The sequence below is a fragment of the Rhodococcus sp. 14-2470-1b genome, assembly GCF_002259415.1.
Taxonomy (GTDB): Bacteria; Actinomycetota; Actinomycetes; order Mycobacteriales; family Mycobacteriaceae; genus Rhodococcoides.
Genome location: NZ_NPFY01000010.1, coordinates 13,658 through 27,819 on the forward strand (window position 1 = coordinate 13,658; position 14,162 = coordinate 27,819).

The following is a 14,162-nucleotide window of genomic DNA, read 5'->3' on the forward strand; positions in this document are numbered from 1 at the left end:
CAGCCGACACCAAGCATCAGGAGAACCGACAATGAGTGTGCTCGACATACCGCGCTCGATACTGCGCTTCCAGTACCGGATAGTTCGCATCCCGCTCGACCTGTTCGAGAGCAACGTAGTGCAGACGTGGTCCACCGAAGCCCCTGCACGGCTCGCGTACGAACGGGCCGTGGGGACCCTCGATCACAAGGTCGGAAAGATCCTCGGCGACGCCGACGTTCAATCACGAGGGCAGGACAAGGTCGACCACGCGGACCACATCGGTCTCGCGAAAAAGCTCGATGCGCAGGCCGACGCCGCAGAGAACGAGGCGAAGACCAAGCTCGAAACGGCTCGTCGAACTGCCGAGCAGGAACGTGACGCCGCAGCGAAATCTGCACGCGAGGCGGCCGAGAACGCACGGGCAGAAGCCGAGCAGCGCAAGGCCGAGGCCGAAGAAGAGGCCGACCGAAAGGCTGCGGCCCGCAAGAAGCAGGCCGACGACGCAGCGGCGGCGCGGGTGAAGGCCGCCGAGGATGCGGAGCGCAAGCAGAAGGAACAGATCGACAAGGTCGAGAAGGCAGCGTCAGCGCCTGCGGAGTCCGAGCTCGCCGACGCGGCGGAGCGTCAGGAAGAGGCCGAGGACAAGAAGGAAGAGGCAGCGCGGATCGAGAAGCTGTTCCTCGCGGAGAAGGAATCGGACTGATCACACGGGCTCGATAAATCGCTCGCTCGGCCGGCTCGACGTTCTCACGTCCAGAGGACCCCGTGCGCATGGCGGACATCTGCCGCGCGCTCGGGGTCCTCTGTTGTGCCGATCGACGGCCGCTCGGGCCGGCGCTAGATGGCGTCGTCGAGCCGGACCAGGTCGCGTCCGCGGGTTTCGGGCGCGAGGTACGCGGACACCAGAGTGATTGCCGAGTAGACCACCAGCATTGCGGCGATCGGCCACCAGCTTCCGGTCACTGCCGTCAGCGTTGCCGCCATCAGCGGGCCGATGGCCGTGGCCAGGATGCCGCCGATCTCCTTGGCGAGGGCCAGCTGGGTGAATCGCGTTCTGGCACCGAACAGTTCGGCCATCGTGACGCTCTCGAGCGAGAACAGGCCGAGCACACCGATGTTGAGTGCGAGAACGACCGAGATGATCAGGGTTGCGTTGTTACCGCTGGTCACCAGGTAGATCAACGGGAAGGCCAACACCATCGTCGCGGCGCTGAGAATCATGTACATCGGGCGGCGACCGAACTTGTCACCCAAGATGCCGATGACCGGAATGGTGATGAATCCGAGCAGCGAACCGTAAACGATTGCCGTGGTGGCGATGGACTTCTCCAACAGCAGAGTCGACGCGATGTAGCCCACCAGGAACGTCTGGATCAGACCCGAGTTGCCGGCCTGCCCGAAGCGAAGCCCGAGGGCGACGAAGAACGCACGACCCTTGCGCTGACGCAGTCCGGACTCGAGAACGCTTTCCTTGGTTTCCGCGTCGACCTGCTCGATCTCCGCACGCGAGAGGGCGACACCGTCGACCACGTCGGCGCGTTCCTCGAACACCGGGCTTTCCTTGAGGTTGGAGCGCAACCACACTGCGAAGAGCATCAGGAAGAAGCTCGCGAGGAACGGGATACGCCAGCCCCAGCTGACCAATTGGTCGTCGGTCAGGACGACGAGCAGGATCGCCCAGATTCCCGACGCTGCAAGCGTTCCCGAGTTGGTGCCCAGCGAGACCAACGAACCGATGAGACCGCGACGCTTGTCCGGCGCGTACTCCACGAGCATGACCGTGGCGCCCGCGATTTCCGCTCCGGCGCCGAATCCCTGGATCAGGCGTAGTGCGACGAGCAGGATCGGCGCGAGGATGCCGATGGTCTGGTACGTCGGCAATGCGCCGATCAGCGTCGTGGACGCTCCCATCATCGCAATCGTGATGAAGAGGACCTTCTTACGACCGATTCGGTCGCCCATCCGGCCGAAGTAGATGGCACCGACGAGGCGGGCGACGTAACCGACGCCGTAGGTGGCCATGGCTGCGATCAGGCCGATCGCCGGGCTGACGTCGGGGAAGAAGACCCGGTTGAAGACGATGGCCGCGGCCAGCGAGTACAGTTGGAAGTCCATGAACTCCATTGCCGTTCCCAGCCAACCGGACACCGCGGCCTTGGTCAGGTCGCGGGTCGACCGCTTCGGCTTCTCGTCGGCCACGGCTGGGCTCGGCGCTTCGTTCGTGTCGTGAGACATCTTGTGCTCCGTTTGTTCAAGGCTGTCCGGTCGTCCATCGCGGTGTCAACGGAATCCGTTGCACCTACGCCCCTACTGAGACCTACGACCTGCAAGAGATGGTGAGTGGCCCGTGCCACACTGATATACAAGCACTGTTATACCAATGAGTCAACAGTGCAGTCAGACCGAGCTGCGCAGACCTGCCGCCGCACGCGCCAATTCACTCACTGCAGCCCACTCCTTGGCCTGCAAAAGCTTTCGAGGCGTCAACCAACTTCCGCCGACACACGCGACGTTCGGCAACCGGAGGTAGTCGGTAGCGTTGCTCGACGAGATTCCGCCCGTCGGGCAGAACGTCAGATGCGGAAGCGGCCCGGAGAGGGCACCGAGAGCGGCTGCACCCCCGGAGGTCGACGCCGGGAAGAACTTCAGTTCGGTGTGACCCGCGTTCGAGACGTTCATGGCCTCGGTTGCCGTGGACACCCCCGGCAGCCACGGGATCGACCACCCGTGCGCAGCGTCCAGCAGGTCCGTCGGAGCGCCCGGTGACACCAGGAACCGCGCCCCGGCGTCGATCGATTTCTCCGCATCCCGACGCGTGAGCACCGTCCCGGCGCCGATGACGATCTCGGGCACCTCGGTCGCGATCGCTTCGATCGCCGCGAGCGCCGCCTCGGAGCGCAACGTCAACTCGATCACGTCGACGCCACCCTCGTGCAGGGCACGCGCCAACGGAACTGCGTCGGACGCATCGTCGACGACGACGACGGGAATGACCGGGCTGATGCCCATGACCTCACGTGTGTTCATGCAGTTCTCTTTCGATGTTCGCTACGAATTCGGTGGTGACTGAGGCAGAGCCGACGAGGAGTTCGGCGGCTGACGCGACCCGGCGATTGAACGGGGATTCCGGCCCGAGGTCGGCACCGAAGATCTGCTCGACGCTCAGTAGCGCCGCTACCGCGTCGTCCTGTGAGGCGGCCCGGGACAGCACGTCCGCCATCGGGTCGTCGAGGGCGCGTCCGGCGCGTACCTCGTCGATCACGTACGCGACCCAGGACGCCACCGCCACCGCGAGCCAGGTCGTCGACGATCCACGTTCCTGGGCGTCGCGCACGGTGCCCAGTAACCTCGGACCGAGTTTCTGGGAGCCGTCCATCGCGACCTGACGGGTGGTGTGCGGCAACGTCGGGTTGGCGAAGCGCGTGAGCACCTCGTTCGCGTACGCGTCCGAGTTCATGTCCGGATGCAACGTCGGAGCGACGTCGGTCACGATCATCCTGTGCGCCAACGATTTCAGGACCGGGTCCGCCACGGCGTCGGCGATGGTCGAGTGGCCCGACCGCACCCCGAGGTACGCGAGGAGCGAGTGCGACGCGTTGAGCACGCGGAGCTTCATCGTCTCCCACGGCTCGACGTCGGTCACGAACTGCACTCCGACGAGATCCCACGCGGGCCGCTCGGCGGCGAAGCTGTCCTCGATCACCCACTGCCGGAACGGCTCGCACACGACGACGGCATCGTCGCGTAGGCCCGTCTCGTCCTCGAGCCGACGCCTGTCTTCGTCGGTCGTGGCTGGAACGATGCGGTCCACCATCGAGTTCGGGAATGCGACAGCGGAGTCGATCCAGCCCTGCAGCGCAGTCGAATCATCCCTCTGCGCAACGTAATCACGGACGATCCCTGCGAGAAGAACCCCGTTGTGCGGTAGGTTGTCGCAGCTCAGCACCGTCACGGCAGCATCGATCTTCGCTCGCAGGGCAAGCCCGGCGACCAGCTGACCCACTACAGTTGCGGGAGAACGGCCGGTCAGGTCGGCCACGATCTCCGGGTCGCCGGATCGGAGCCGTCCGGTGGCCGGGTCGAGCCGATACCCCTTCTCCGTCACCGTCAGGGAGACGATCCGCACGCGCGGGTCGGCAATGGCGTCGACGACGGCATCCGCGTCGTGAACGGCGCTGATCACCTCGGTGATCGACCCGACGACGGAAGCGCGGTCGATACCCGGCCCCTTCTCCACCAGCGTGAACAGCCCGTCCTGAGGGCGCAGCTGCTCGGCGACGGCAGCACTTCGCTGCGTCACCCCGGTGATGCCCCACGACGAATCGCCGGTGAGCAGAGCTGCCTCATGGGTGAACGCAGCCTGATGGGCACGGTGGAACGCACCGAGCCCGAGATGGACGATTCCACGCGTCACCGGCCTCGGGACGTCGGGAGCCGTCGCCGACGAGAGCCTGCTCATACGGCGAGCCGATCGCGGTGCGCGCGGACCTCGTCGAGTGACGCGATCAGGCCGGTTCCGCCTCGCCCTCCGACACTGAGCGACGCCGCGCTCGCAGCGAGCGCCGTGGCGTCGAGCAGGCTGTCTCCCAAAGCTATCCGCGCTGTCAGGGTGCCGGCGAACACGTCACCTGCCCCGGTCTGATCGACGACGGCCGGTGCCGGAATGGACGGCTGAAATCGGACGTCGTCGCCGGTCACCACGATGATGCCCTCGGATCCTTGCGTCACGGCAACAGCGTTCGCGCCCCACTCCATCAACCTGGCGGCTGCGGCCTGCGGGTCGGTGATGCCCAGAAGGTCGTCGATCTCACCGGGAGCCGACGGCACGACGACGGAGCAGTGCGGCGCGATCTCGCGGAGGAAGTTCACGGACTCGGCGGCGGTGGTGAGCCGGGGCCGGAAGTTGGGGTCGTAGACGAACGTCGACGCGTTCTTCGCGGCGAACGCCAGTGCGCGACGTGCGGAATCGGACAGTGCCGCCGTTATTCCGCTTCCCAGCACCGCTCCTGCCGCGGCGAGGACGTCGGCCGGTACGTCGGAGACGTCGAGCCCCGACCCCACCGAACCGGTGCGCGCGTAGGAGAATTGACGCTGCCCCAACGGATCGATGTGCAGGAAATACGCGCCCTGCTGACCATCGACACGACTGACGAAGGTGTCGTCGATGCCGAGGGACCGGATCCGTGCACACACCGCGTCGCCCAGTTCGTCGTTGGATACCCGGGCGACCAGTGCGACGGACGCGCCCGCTGCCGCCGCTGCTGCGCCTGCGTTCACCACGTCGCCGGAGACACCCAGAACACTGGACGTACCGTGCGCGAACGGCTGCGTCGTCGATATCTCGACCAGTGGCTCGCCGAGGAGGACGACGTCGAAAGCTGTGTTGCTGTTCATTGTTCGTCTCACCAATCGTGCATGCTGCCGTCGAGGCGGCGGTTGACGGGAAGATAGCGGGGGTTGTACGGATACTTCGCGGCGGCGGCCTCGTCGACGTCGACGCCGATGCCCGGCTTGTTGCCGGGATGCATGAAGCCGTTCTCGAACGTGTAGTCGGTCTGGAAGACGTCGGACGTCGGGTCGACGTGGCCCATGTACTCCTGGACGCCGAAGTTCGGAATGGACAGGTCTACATGCAGGGCCGCGGCGAGTGACACCGGTGAAAGATCGCCTGCGCCATGCGAACCGGACTTGACGCCGTACAGATCGGCGAGCGAGAAGATGCGACGCAGGTGCGTGATTCCGCCTGCGTGCGACACCGAGGTGCGGATGTAGTCGATCCACCGGTTGGTGATGAGGTCCTGGCAGTCCCAGATGGAATTGAAGATCTCGCCGACGGCGATCGGAGTGGTGGTGTGCTGACGGATCGTGGCGAAGGCGCTCTGATCCTCGGCAGGCGTCGGATCCTCGATCCAGAACATCCGCATGTCCTCGAGGTCGCGGCCGAGACGACCCGCTTCGATGGGCGTCAGGCGGTGATGGACGTCGTGCAGCAGGTGGAACCCGAAACCGTGACGCTCACGGACGGCACCGAGCATCTCCGGGGCGAACTTCAGGTACGGCGCGGTGTCCCACGAATCCTCCTGCGGCGCAGCGTCGGACGCCGGCTCGTAGAAGCCGTTCTTCGGGATGCCGTAGGTCTTGTCCAGACCGGGTATCGCCGACTGCGCACGGACGGCCTTGTACCCCTCGTCGAGATGCCGTGCGACGTCGTCGAGCATCTCGTCGACGCTGGTTCCGCTGGCGTGGCCGTAGACCATGACGCCGTCGCGTGCGGCGCCGCCGAGGAGCTGATAGACCGGCATGTCGGCGGCCTTGCCCTTGATGTCCCACAGCGCGACGTCGACCGCCGCGATGGCCGTCATCGTCACCGGTCCGCGTCGCCAGTACGCACCCTTGTACAGGTATTGCCAGGTGTCCTCGATGCGTTGAGCATCGCGACCGATCAGCAAGGGGCACAGATGATCACGCAGGTACGACGCCACGGCGAGTTCCCGGCCGTTGAGGGTGGCGTCACCCCATCCGACGATGCCCTCGTCGGTGGTGATCTTCAGCGTGACGTAGTTGCGCCCGGGCGCAGTGACGATGACGGTTGCGTCGATGATCTTCATCGGTTGTCCTCGGAGTTCTGTGAAGCGGTGTCGATGACGATCTTGAGTTGAGTGGGGTCGGACAGTGCAGCGTCGAGCGCAGCGGCCGACTCTTCGAGCGGGAATCTGGACGTGACCAGAACGTTCAGGTTCACGCGGCCCTGAGCGGCAAGGGAAATCGCGTGGGCGAACGCGTCGGGTCCGTAGCGGAAGCAACCCCGGATGTCGAGCTCCCACCGTTGCACCAGGCCGATCGGGAATTCGGCGTCGCCGCGTCCTGGAACGCCGACCAGGGCGAGAACCCCGGCTGGGCCGAGGGATCTGGCGGCGTCGGCGATCGCGGCGGGGTGGCCGGAACAGTCGAAGGCGACGTCGGCGAAACCTGTGTCCAACGACGTTTCTCCGGAGAGCAGCGCGACGTCGGCGCCGAGCCGGAGCGCGACGTCCAAGCGCGCCTGCGAGACGTCGGTGACCGTGACGTGCTGGGCGCCGAGCGCAATCACGGTCTGCAGCACCAGGAGCCCGATAGGCCCTGCGCCGGTGATCACGACGGTCTTGCCCAGCACCGATCCGGCCCGGGCTGCCGCCCACGCGGCCACGGCCAACGGTTCGATCAGTGCCGCGACGTCGTCGGTGACGGTGTCCGGGAGTGTGTGAGCGAAGGCGTCGGGCATCACGACCGACCCGCGGAGCAACCCGTTGTTCGGCGGGGAGCCGAAGCAGACGACGCTGGGATCGACGTTGTAACGGCCACGCAGTGCGTGCTGGGCGTGCGGTCCCGGCACGGCAGGCTCGATCGCGACGCGCTGACCGAGGCGATGAGACGGGACCCCGTCTCCGACCTCGACGATGCGGCCGAAGCCTTCGTGCCCGAGCACCGTGGGTCGGGTGAGGACGTTGGTGCCGTTCTTGCCGTCGGCGTAGTAGTGGAGGTCGGATCCGCACAGACTGACACCGGCGATCTCGACGCGCACCTGACCTGGGCCGACCTCGGCGCGGTCGACGTCCTCGATTCTCAGATCGCGGCGTGCGTGCAGGATCGCAGCACGATCTCGGCCCTGGGTGTTCATCGGTGCCTCGCAGTTCATCGGTCTTGAATACCAGCACTGCCATACTAGTGCTTCAGTGACGTGCGTCAACTTTCTTGTCCGTGCCGCGCATAGCTCACGTATCCGACCGGCCATTACTGTTGACGCGGTGAGCACCCGTAAAGTCACCGCGCGCGAAGCCGCCTACAAGGAGCTGCGGCACCGAATCGTGTCGCTGAAGCTGCCTCCGGGCAGCCCCCTGTCGGAGAACGAGCTGGCCGAACACCTGTCGGTGAGCCGTACTCCCGTGCGCGAATCTCTGATTCTCCTCGCCGAGGAAGGCCTGGTGCAGGTCTTTCCTCAACTCGGCACGTTCGTGTCGCGGGTGGACACCGAGAAGGTCGCCGACGCGCAGTTCGTCCGGGAGGCCATCGAGATCGCGTCGTTGGAGGACGCGGTCGCCGGACGATCCGACGCGGACATCGCCGCCCTGCGTGACAACCTGGCCCAGCAGAGCGAACCAGGCCTGAGCATGGACGACTTCTTCGAACTCGACGAGAAATTCCACCAGGCGCTTCTGGCCGCCGGTGGGCACTCGGCAGCATGGAGGTCCGTCGAGTCCGCGAAAGCCCACCTCGACCGCGCCCGGCGCCTCGGCCTACGGGACACCCGCCCCATTCCCGAGCTCATCGCCCAGCACACCGCCATCGCCGACGCCGTCGAGCAGGCAGATTTCGCTGCCGCGGAGCGCGCGATGCGTGATCACCTGCGCGCCGTGTTCGACGACGTCGAGCGCATCAAGGAAGCAAGTCCACACCTGTTCTCGGACAGTAACGAACGGCCCACCCGACGAGTCATCGCGAGCTGGTGACGCCGGCCCACGTCGCGCGGTAGGCCCTGGGCGAGACTCCGATGTCGGCCATCAGCTGCTGCCGCAGGGACGTGGCGGTACCGAAACCGGCCTCGGCCGCGACACGGTCGATGGTGTGATCGGTGTTCTCGAGCAGTTCCTTGGCGCGTTGCACACGTTGCTGTGCAATCCATTTCGCCGGAGATACACCCACTTCCGCAGTGAATCGACGCGTGAACGTACGGACGCTCATGGACACCGACGACGCCAACACCTCGTTGGACAACGGCTCGTGCAACCTCTCCAGCGCCCACTCCTGGGCCGCAGCAATCGAACCGGCCGTGGAGCGGCGAACGGGCGGCGCGACGTACTGAGCCTGACCGCCGCTCCGATGCGGCGGTACCACCGTTCCCCGCGCAACCCGGTTCGCGACAGCCGAGCCGAAATCGCACCGAATCATGTACAGGCACAGATCGATACCCGACGCCTCCCCCGCCGCCGTCAGTACGTCGCCGTCGTGGGTGTACAGGACATTCGGTTCGAGCCGGACCTGGGGATACAACGCCCGGAACTGCTCCGCCGACGCCCAGTGCGTCGTTGCGCGTCGGCCGTCGAGCAGACCCGCAGCGGCCAGAACGAACGCACCCGTACAGATGGACGCGATCCGAGTCCCGGGCCGAATCCGCTGGAACAGTGCGGTGTCCGAGACGGGATCGTCGCCGTAGTCCAGATCCGAGGCAGGAACGATCACCGTGTCGGCATCGGCAACAGCCTCCAACCCGCGGTCCACCACGATGTTCACGTCCGAATCCGTGCGCACCGGACCGGGCGTCGCGGTACACGTCTCCACCGAGTACAGCGGCTCACCGTCCTCGGATCTCGCCTGGCCGAACAATCGATGGACCGAGCCGAATTCCATCCCCAACAGTCCGTCACGGACGACGACGACCACCCGATGCGGTTCTCGGGTGGTGTCACGATCTCGACGTGCGCGCATGGCCGAATTCTTTCACATGTTGTCCGGTAGGCCACTGGTTCGGCCGATCCGCTGGTGACAGGCTCAGGACATGAACATTCTCTGGGTTTCCGCGCATCCCGACCCTCGCTCGCTCAACGGATCGTTGCGTGACTCGGCGCTGACATGGCTCGCCGGGGCGGGCCACACCACCATGGAGTCCGACCTGTACCGCATGGGGTGGAATCCGGTGGTGACCGCGGAGGACTACGCACACGATCCGGCACACCGACTACGCGTGGCCACTGCGTCGTCGACCGCTCTCGCAGGCGGGACGATAGCCGCCGACATCGCCGCCGAGCAGGACAAGGTGCGCCGAGCCGATGCCGTCGTACTGCAGTTTCCGCTGTGGTGGTTCTCGATGCCCGCCATCATGAAAGGCTGGGTGGACCGCGTGTTCGTCGAGGGCTTCGGATACGGAATTCGCAAGGCGGGAGGTGGAACTCGGCGCTACGGCGACGGTCTGATGGCGGGCACCCGAGCACTGATCGTCACCAGTATGGGCGGCAGTGAACACACGGTGTCGGCGCGCGGTATCAACGGCTCACTGGACGAGCTGCTGTTCCCGATCCAGCACGGATTCTTCTGGTACACAGGCATGTCCGTGCTACCACCGGTGCTGATTCCCAGCGCCGACCGAATGACCGACGCCGGCTACGCCGCGGCCGAGGCGCACCTGCAGGCCCGGTTGGGCACACTGTTCTCCGACCGGCCGATCCTGTACCGCCCACAGAACGGCGGTGAGTACGACGCGAACTTCGTCCTGGACGACGCCCATGCCCCCGGTGAATCGGGCCTGCGAGTGCACACCACCCGCTGAGCTGCACCGATTCCCGAAAGGACCTCCTACCGGCCGCTCACCGGCGTGGTGCCCTCCCACGCCTCCCAGAGCTCTGCGTAACGGCCGCCGGCGGCGACGAGTTCGTCGTGGCCGCCCTCCTCGAGGATCCGCCCGTGTTCCAGCACGACCACACGATCGGCGGCGGCGGCCTGCGTCAGGCGGTGCGCGACGACGAGCGTGCTGCGGCCACGGGTCGCGGCCTGCGCCGCGGCCTCGAGATCGCGCGCACCGGAACTGCCTGCCTCGGCGGTCGCCTCGTCCAGGACTGCGACGGCAGGATCGGCCAACACGAGCCTGGCCAGCGCAAGCTGCTGCGACTGCGCCGCTGTCAGCTCGTGGCCACCCTCTCCGACCTGGGTGTCGACGCCGTCAGCGAGCGCGTCGACCCACGCGCCCGCCCCGACGGTCGTCAGCGCCGCGTGGATCTCGTCGCGGGTGGCATCGGGAGCAGCCAGCAGCAGATCCTCGGCGAGAGTGCCGGAGAAGACGTGAACCTCCTGGCTGACGATCGCGATGTGGCGACGCAGACCGTCGGCGCCGAGGTCGTCCAGGCTCGCACCGCCGATGCGCACCTGCCCGTCCGTCGCGTCGATGGACCCGGCCGCGATGGCTGCGATGGTCGACTTGCCTGCGCCCGTGGAACCCACCAGCGCAACGGTTTCCCCAGCACGGACCGTGAGGTCGATGCCGTGCAGCACCTCGTGCCCGCCGTCGTACGAGTGACGCAGCCCGGTGACCTCGAGGGTGGCGTCGGCAGGCACCACGCCGGTGCCGCGTGACCGCTGATCCGGGATGTCCATGACGCCGACGAGTCGGGCAAGCGACGCTCCCGCCGACTGCACGTCGTCGAACGAGAACATCAACATGCCGATGGGATTGAACAGCCGATGGAACAGCAACGCCGCGGCGGTGACCTGACCGACGGTGACGTGGCCGTCCTGGACGAACAGGAAGCCCGCCGCGAGAATGACCGAGAGGCCGACGCATTCGGCGCGATTGCTGCGCGAACCGAACCGCGTGAAGAGGCGAAACACCGTGATACCGATGTCCCGCGCCTTGCCCGACGCCTTGTCGATCTCGCCCAGGTGCGATTCTTCGAGTCCGTAGGCCCGAACGGTGCGGGCTCCCTGCATGCTGGAGATCAGGGCCTGCGACCGTTCACCCATGGCGACGCGTTCGGCGGCGTACAGCGGCGCGGACCGGGGTAGGTACCAGCGCAGCGCGAGCACGTACATCGGAATGGCAACCATGCCTGCGAGTCCGAGTCGCCAGTCGAGGCTGAGCATCGCCACGACACTGAGCGTCACCAGCAGCAGAGCGGACACGATGTTGGGGATCACTTCGCCGATGGACTTCGCCATGACGGCCACGTCGTCGCCGACACGAGAGAGCAAGTCTCCCTTGCCGACTCGCTCCAGGGTTCCGACGGGAAGGTGCAGTGCGCGGCCGAGCACACGTTCACGCAGCGACGCCAGGATGCCCTCGCCGAGCTTGCTGATCAGGTACGAACTCCACGCGGTGAACACTCCACCGACCACGGCGGCGACGGTGATGATCGCGACGACGGAGACGATGGTCGACGTCGGCGCACCGTCGGTGACCCGGTCGACCAGCACGCCGAACACGTAGACCGGCACGAGCGACATCGCCGCTGCGACAGCGGAGATGAGCAACGTGACAGCCCCGAGGCCGCGTCGCCCCTTCAGTTCGCCGCGCAGGAACGCCCATGATCGTCGGCCCGTCGCGATGGGCAGCAGTTCGGGTGTCGTAGTCATCGCAGCACCGTGTCCTTGTAGCGGTCGTCGTGGGCGGCGAGTTCGTGGTGGGTTCCCTCGGCGACGACCCGTCCGTCGTCGACGACGATCACCCGGTGGGTGACCGCGAGCAGCGCGGGACTCGTCGTGATCAACACCGTGGTCTGGGTCTTGTCACCGTCGTGCCGCAGATCTTTGATGCCGGCTGCGATGGCGTGTTCGGTGACTGCGTCGACTGCGGTCGTCGGGTCGTGCAGCACCAGCACCGGAGCGGACACCGACAGTGCGCGGGCCAGTGCGACGCGCTGCCGCTGACCACCGGACAACGAGGCACCCCTGTCGGTCACGGCGTGATCGAGTCCGTTCTCGTGCAGGGCCACCACGTCCTCGACAGCCGAGGCCGCCAACACCGGCGCCAGCTCGTCGTTCGCGCGTGCGGCTCCGGCGGTGATGTTGGACCGCACCGTTCCGGCGAACAGGTCGGTGTTGTGGGGCTCCACCAGCACCGTGCGACGAACCTCCGTCAGACCGAGCGTGTCGACACCGGCGCCGCCGATGGTGACGTCGCCGACGTAGTCGTCGGACGCGATCTGCCCGGACAACACGGCAGCCAGCGCCTCCCCGTCCTGCGCGCGCAGAGCGACGACTCCCAGCAGCTCACCCGGCGCGACCGACATCTCCAGGCCGTCCAGCGACCGATATCCGACGCCGTGGACGCCCAGATTCGTCGACGACGGTGAGTCGGAGCCACCCTCGGGAAGTACGTGGTCGGCGCCGAGAACGAGGGCGAGCCGGTCCGCGGAACCACGCACCATCGCCGCGACGCCCGGCAGCCGCGACATCGTCGTCAACGGCTCGATCAGAAATTGCGACAACCCGACGACGGTGATCAACTCGCCCACCGAGATTCGGCCCTGCAGCGCGAAGAACCCGGCGGTACCGGCGATGCCGACCGACAGAAGCGCGGTGACCGTCGTCGAGAATCCGAGGTAGACGCTGTTGGCTTTCGCCATCTTCATCGTCGCGCCCAGCGCCGTCCGGCTCGACGCGTGGAACCGCGCCGCAGCAGCGTTCTCGGCGCCGATGCCGCGCAACGGCCGAACCCCACTGACCAGATCGGTGGCCATCCCGGAGACACGAGCGACCTCGGCTTGCTGCGTCGTCGCGGTCCTCGTGAGCAGCGGCGCCGCGCGCTGAAGGAGGTACATGATGACGGGAGTGCCTACCAGCACGGCGATTCCCAACGGAATGTCCACGACGAGCAATGCCACCGCGCACACGACCGTCGCGGCGATGGCAGCCACCGTCCGCGCGATGACGTCGAGAATCCAGGACGTCTTCTCCGCGTCGGACGTGGACACCGTCAGCAGTTCACCGGACACCAGATCGGTACGAACACCGCGCGGGTCGAGTACCCGACCGGCGACCTCGACGCGCATCATGTGCGCCTCGCGTTCGATCGCGACGACGATGATTCGCGCCCCGAAGCGGTACGCGAACGACAGCACGACGAACAACCCGGCCAGGCCGAACAGCGAGATGATCATCGCCCGACCGTCACCGGTGTCGATCGCGCGGCCGACGATCAAGCCGATCGCGACGGGCACCATGGTCTCGCAGAACTGGTGCACGCAGAAGAACAGTGACGAAATGATCATTCGGGCCCGTTGACGTACGACGGTTCGCCGAAGAATCGCACTGCCTGTCACAGGAGTGGAGCCTGCGGAACGCGTGGATGAAGACGTCATCATGCCGCCCAGGTAGAAAAACGCATTGCCTGATGCTATTTCATTCCGGGGGTCCGTCGGGACGCTCGCTGCCGGCGCAAGTGGCGAGAGAGCACCGCATTCTCATAGAGTCGGGGCGCAACATACTCGAGCAGCCACAGAAGATGGAGAACACCATGGCCGCCAAGACCACCACCGACACCGACATCGCCGACGAGGACCTGGAGCCGTTGGCCGACGAGACCGCCAGCCAGGCGCAACGCGTCGTCGCCGCCTATGCGACGGACGCCGACGAGTGCCGCATGCTTTTGTCGATGTTGGGTATCGATCCCACAGCGAAGGTCGACTGACCTACCCCGTTTCGAGAAGATTGGACAG

The 14,162-nt window shown here is 66.3% G+C and carries 13 protein-coding genes; 4 read left to right on the forward strand and 9 right to left on the reverse strand.

Translation table 11 applies throughout. The annotated features are described in order from the left end of the window. Positions 1-31 precede the first annotated feature (31 nt). Positions 32-685: a hypothetical protein gene (locus CH293_RS06330; protein WP_094719682.1), complete on the forward strand. Its 654-nt coding sequence runs from the start codon at positions 32-34 to the stop codon at positions 683-685. 134 nt (positions 686-819) lie between these two features. Here CH293_RS06330 and CH293_RS06335 read toward each other — a convergent pair whose 3' ends face one another. The 6 genes from CH293_RS06335 to CH293_RS06360 form a co-directional block, all read right to left on the reverse strand. Continuing rightward, positions 820-2,217: an MFS transporter gene (locus tag CH293_RS06335; RefSeq protein WP_037107076.1), complete on the reverse strand. Its 1,398-nt coding sequence runs from the start codon at positions 2,215-2,217 to the stop codon at positions 820-822. Between the two features lie 162 nt (positions 2,218-2,379). Further along, complete coding sequence (gene eda, locus CH293_RS06340; RefSeq protein ID WP_094719683.1) at positions 2,380-3,009, reverse strand: bifunctional 4-hydroxy-2-oxoglutarate aldolase/2-dehydro-3-deoxy-phosphogluconate aldolase; 630 nt, start codon at positions 3,007-3,009, stop codon at positions 2,380-2,382. Then, a complete protein-coding gene (locus CH293_RS06345; RefSeq protein WP_094719684.1) occupies positions 2,996-4,441 on the reverse strand; it encodes a mannitol dehydrogenase family protein in 1,446 nt (481 codons plus the stop codon). The genes eda and CH293_RS06345 overlap by 14 nt, the downstream gene beginning before the upstream one ends. After that, positions 4,438-5,376: a PfkB family carbohydrate kinase gene (locus tag CH293_RS06350; RefSeq protein ID WP_094719685.1), complete on the reverse strand. Its 939-nt coding sequence runs from the start codon at positions 5,374-5,376 to the stop codon at positions 4,438-4,440. The genes CH293_RS06345 and CH293_RS06350 overlap by 4 nt, the downstream gene beginning before the upstream one ends. Before the next feature lie 8 nt (positions 5,377-5,384). After that, entirely contained in the window at positions 5,385-6,590 is a 1,206-nt protein-coding gene (manD, locus tag CH293_RS06355) for a D-mannonate dehydratase ManD (protein WP_019663802.1), read from the reverse strand. Beyond that, entirely contained in the window at positions 6,587-7,657 is a 1,071-nt protein-coding gene (locus tag CH293_RS06360) for a zinc-binding dehydrogenase (protein ID WP_255122714.1), read from the reverse strand. Before CH293_RS06360 ends, manD begins: the two co-directional genes overlap by 4 nt. 109 nt (positions 7,658-7,766) lie before the next feature. Between CH293_RS06360 and CH293_RS06365 the strand changes: the two genes are divergently transcribed. Continuing rightward, the gene (locus CH293_RS06365) at positions 7,767-8,468 is read left to right on the forward strand and encodes a GntR family transcriptional regulator (RefSeq protein WP_094719687.1); all 702 of its coding nucleotides are present in this window, start codon (positions 7,767-7,769) and stop codon (positions 8,466-8,468) included. Here CH293_RS06365 and CH293_RS06370 read toward each other — a convergent pair. Continuing rightward, positions 8,452-9,444, reverse strand: coding sequence for a GlxA family transcriptional regulator (locus CH293_RS06370; protein WP_176459929.1), 993 nt, complete (start codon positions 9,442-9,444; stop codon positions 8,452-8,454). The two genes, CH293_RS06365 and CH293_RS06370, sit on opposite strands and share 17 nt — an antisense overlap. Positions 9,445-9,514: 70 nt before the next feature. On the opposite strand from CH293_RS06370, the gene CH293_RS06375 reads away from it, so the two are divergent. Then, positions 9,515-10,282 carry an NAD(P)H-dependent oxidoreductase gene (locus tag CH293_RS06375; RefSeq protein WP_094719688.1) on the forward strand — a complete coding sequence of 256 codons (768 nt, stop codon included), beginning with the start codon at positions 9,515-9,517 and terminating at the stop codon, positions 10,280-10,282. Positions 10,283-10,308: 26 nt separating this feature from the next. On the opposite strand, the gene CH293_RS06380 is transcribed toward CH293_RS06375, so the two are convergent. Both CH293_RS06380 and CH293_RS06385 read right to left on the reverse strand, forming a co-directional pair. After that, positions 10,309-12,078: an ABC transporter ATP-binding protein gene (locus tag CH293_RS06380; protein ID WP_094719689.1), complete on the reverse strand. Its 1,770-nt coding sequence runs from the start codon at positions 12,076-12,078 to the stop codon at positions 10,309-10,311. Further along, a complete protein-coding gene (locus CH293_RS06385; RefSeq protein ID WP_094719690.1) occupies positions 12,075-13,715 on the reverse strand; it encodes an ABC transporter ATP-binding protein in 1,641 nt (546 codons plus the stop codon). The genes CH293_RS06380 and CH293_RS06385 overlap by 4 nt, the downstream gene beginning before the upstream one ends. Before the next feature lie 245 nt (positions 13,716-13,960). On the opposite strand from CH293_RS06385, the gene CH293_RS06390 reads away from it, so the two are divergent. Continuing rightward, the gene (locus tag CH293_RS06390) at positions 13,961-14,134 is read left to right on the forward strand and encodes a hypothetical protein (RefSeq protein ID WP_167336916.1); all 174 of its coding nucleotides are present in this window, start codon (positions 13,961-13,963) and stop codon (positions 14,132-14,134) included. Positions 14,135-14,162 lie beyond the last annotated feature (28 nt).

What these genes read in the sequence shown, in the direction of transcription:
- CH293_RS06330 (WP_094719682.1), top strand. Translation starts at nt 32, where the DNA reads ATGAGTGTGCTCGACATACCGCGCTCGATACTGCGCTTCCAGTACCGG.
- CH293_RS06335 (WP_037107076.1), bottom strand. Translation starts at nt 2,217, where the DNA reads ATGTCTCACGACACGAACGAAGCGCCGAGCCCAGCCGTGGCCGACGAG.
- eda (WP_094719683.1), bottom strand. Translation starts at nt 3,009, where the DNA reads ATGAACACACGTGAGGTCATGGGCATCAGCCCGGTCATTCCCGTCGTC.
- CH293_RS06345 (WP_094719684.1), bottom strand. Translation starts at nt 4,441, where the DNA reads ATGAGCAGGCTCTCGTCGGCGACGGCTCCCGACGTCCCGAGGCCGGTG.
- CH293_RS06350 (WP_094719685.1), bottom strand. Translation starts at nt 5,376, where the DNA reads ATGAACAGCAACACAGCTTTCGACGTCGTCCTCCTCGGCGAGCCACTG.
- manD (WP_019663802.1), bottom strand. Translation starts at nt 6,590, where the DNA reads ATGAAGATCATCGACGCAACCGTCATCGTCACTGCGCCCGGGCGCAAC.
- CH293_RS06360 (WP_255122714.1), bottom strand. Translation starts at nt 7,657, where the DNA reads ATGAACTGCGAGGCACCGATGAACACCCAGGGCCGAGATCGTGCTGCG.
- CH293_RS06370 (WP_176459929.1), bottom strand. Translation starts at nt 9,444, where the DNA reads ATGCGCGCACGTCGAGATCGTGACACCACCCGAGAACCGCATCGGGTG.
- CH293_RS06375 (WP_094719688.1), top strand. Translation starts at nt 9,515, where the DNA reads ATGAACATTCTCTGGGTTTCCGCGCATCCCGACCCTCGCTCGCTCAAC.
- CH293_RS06380 (WP_094719689.1), bottom strand. Translation starts at nt 12,078, where the DNA reads ATGACTACGACACCCGAACTGCTGCCCATCGCGACGGGCCGACGATCA.
- CH293_RS06385 (WP_094719690.1), bottom strand. Translation starts at nt 13,715, where the DNA reads ATGATCATTTCGTCACTGTTCTTCTGCGTGCACCAGTTCTGCGAGACC.
- CH293_RS06390 (WP_167336916.1), top strand. Translation starts at nt 13,961, where the DNA reads ATGGCCGCCAAGACCACCACCGACACCGACATCGCCGACGAGGACCTG.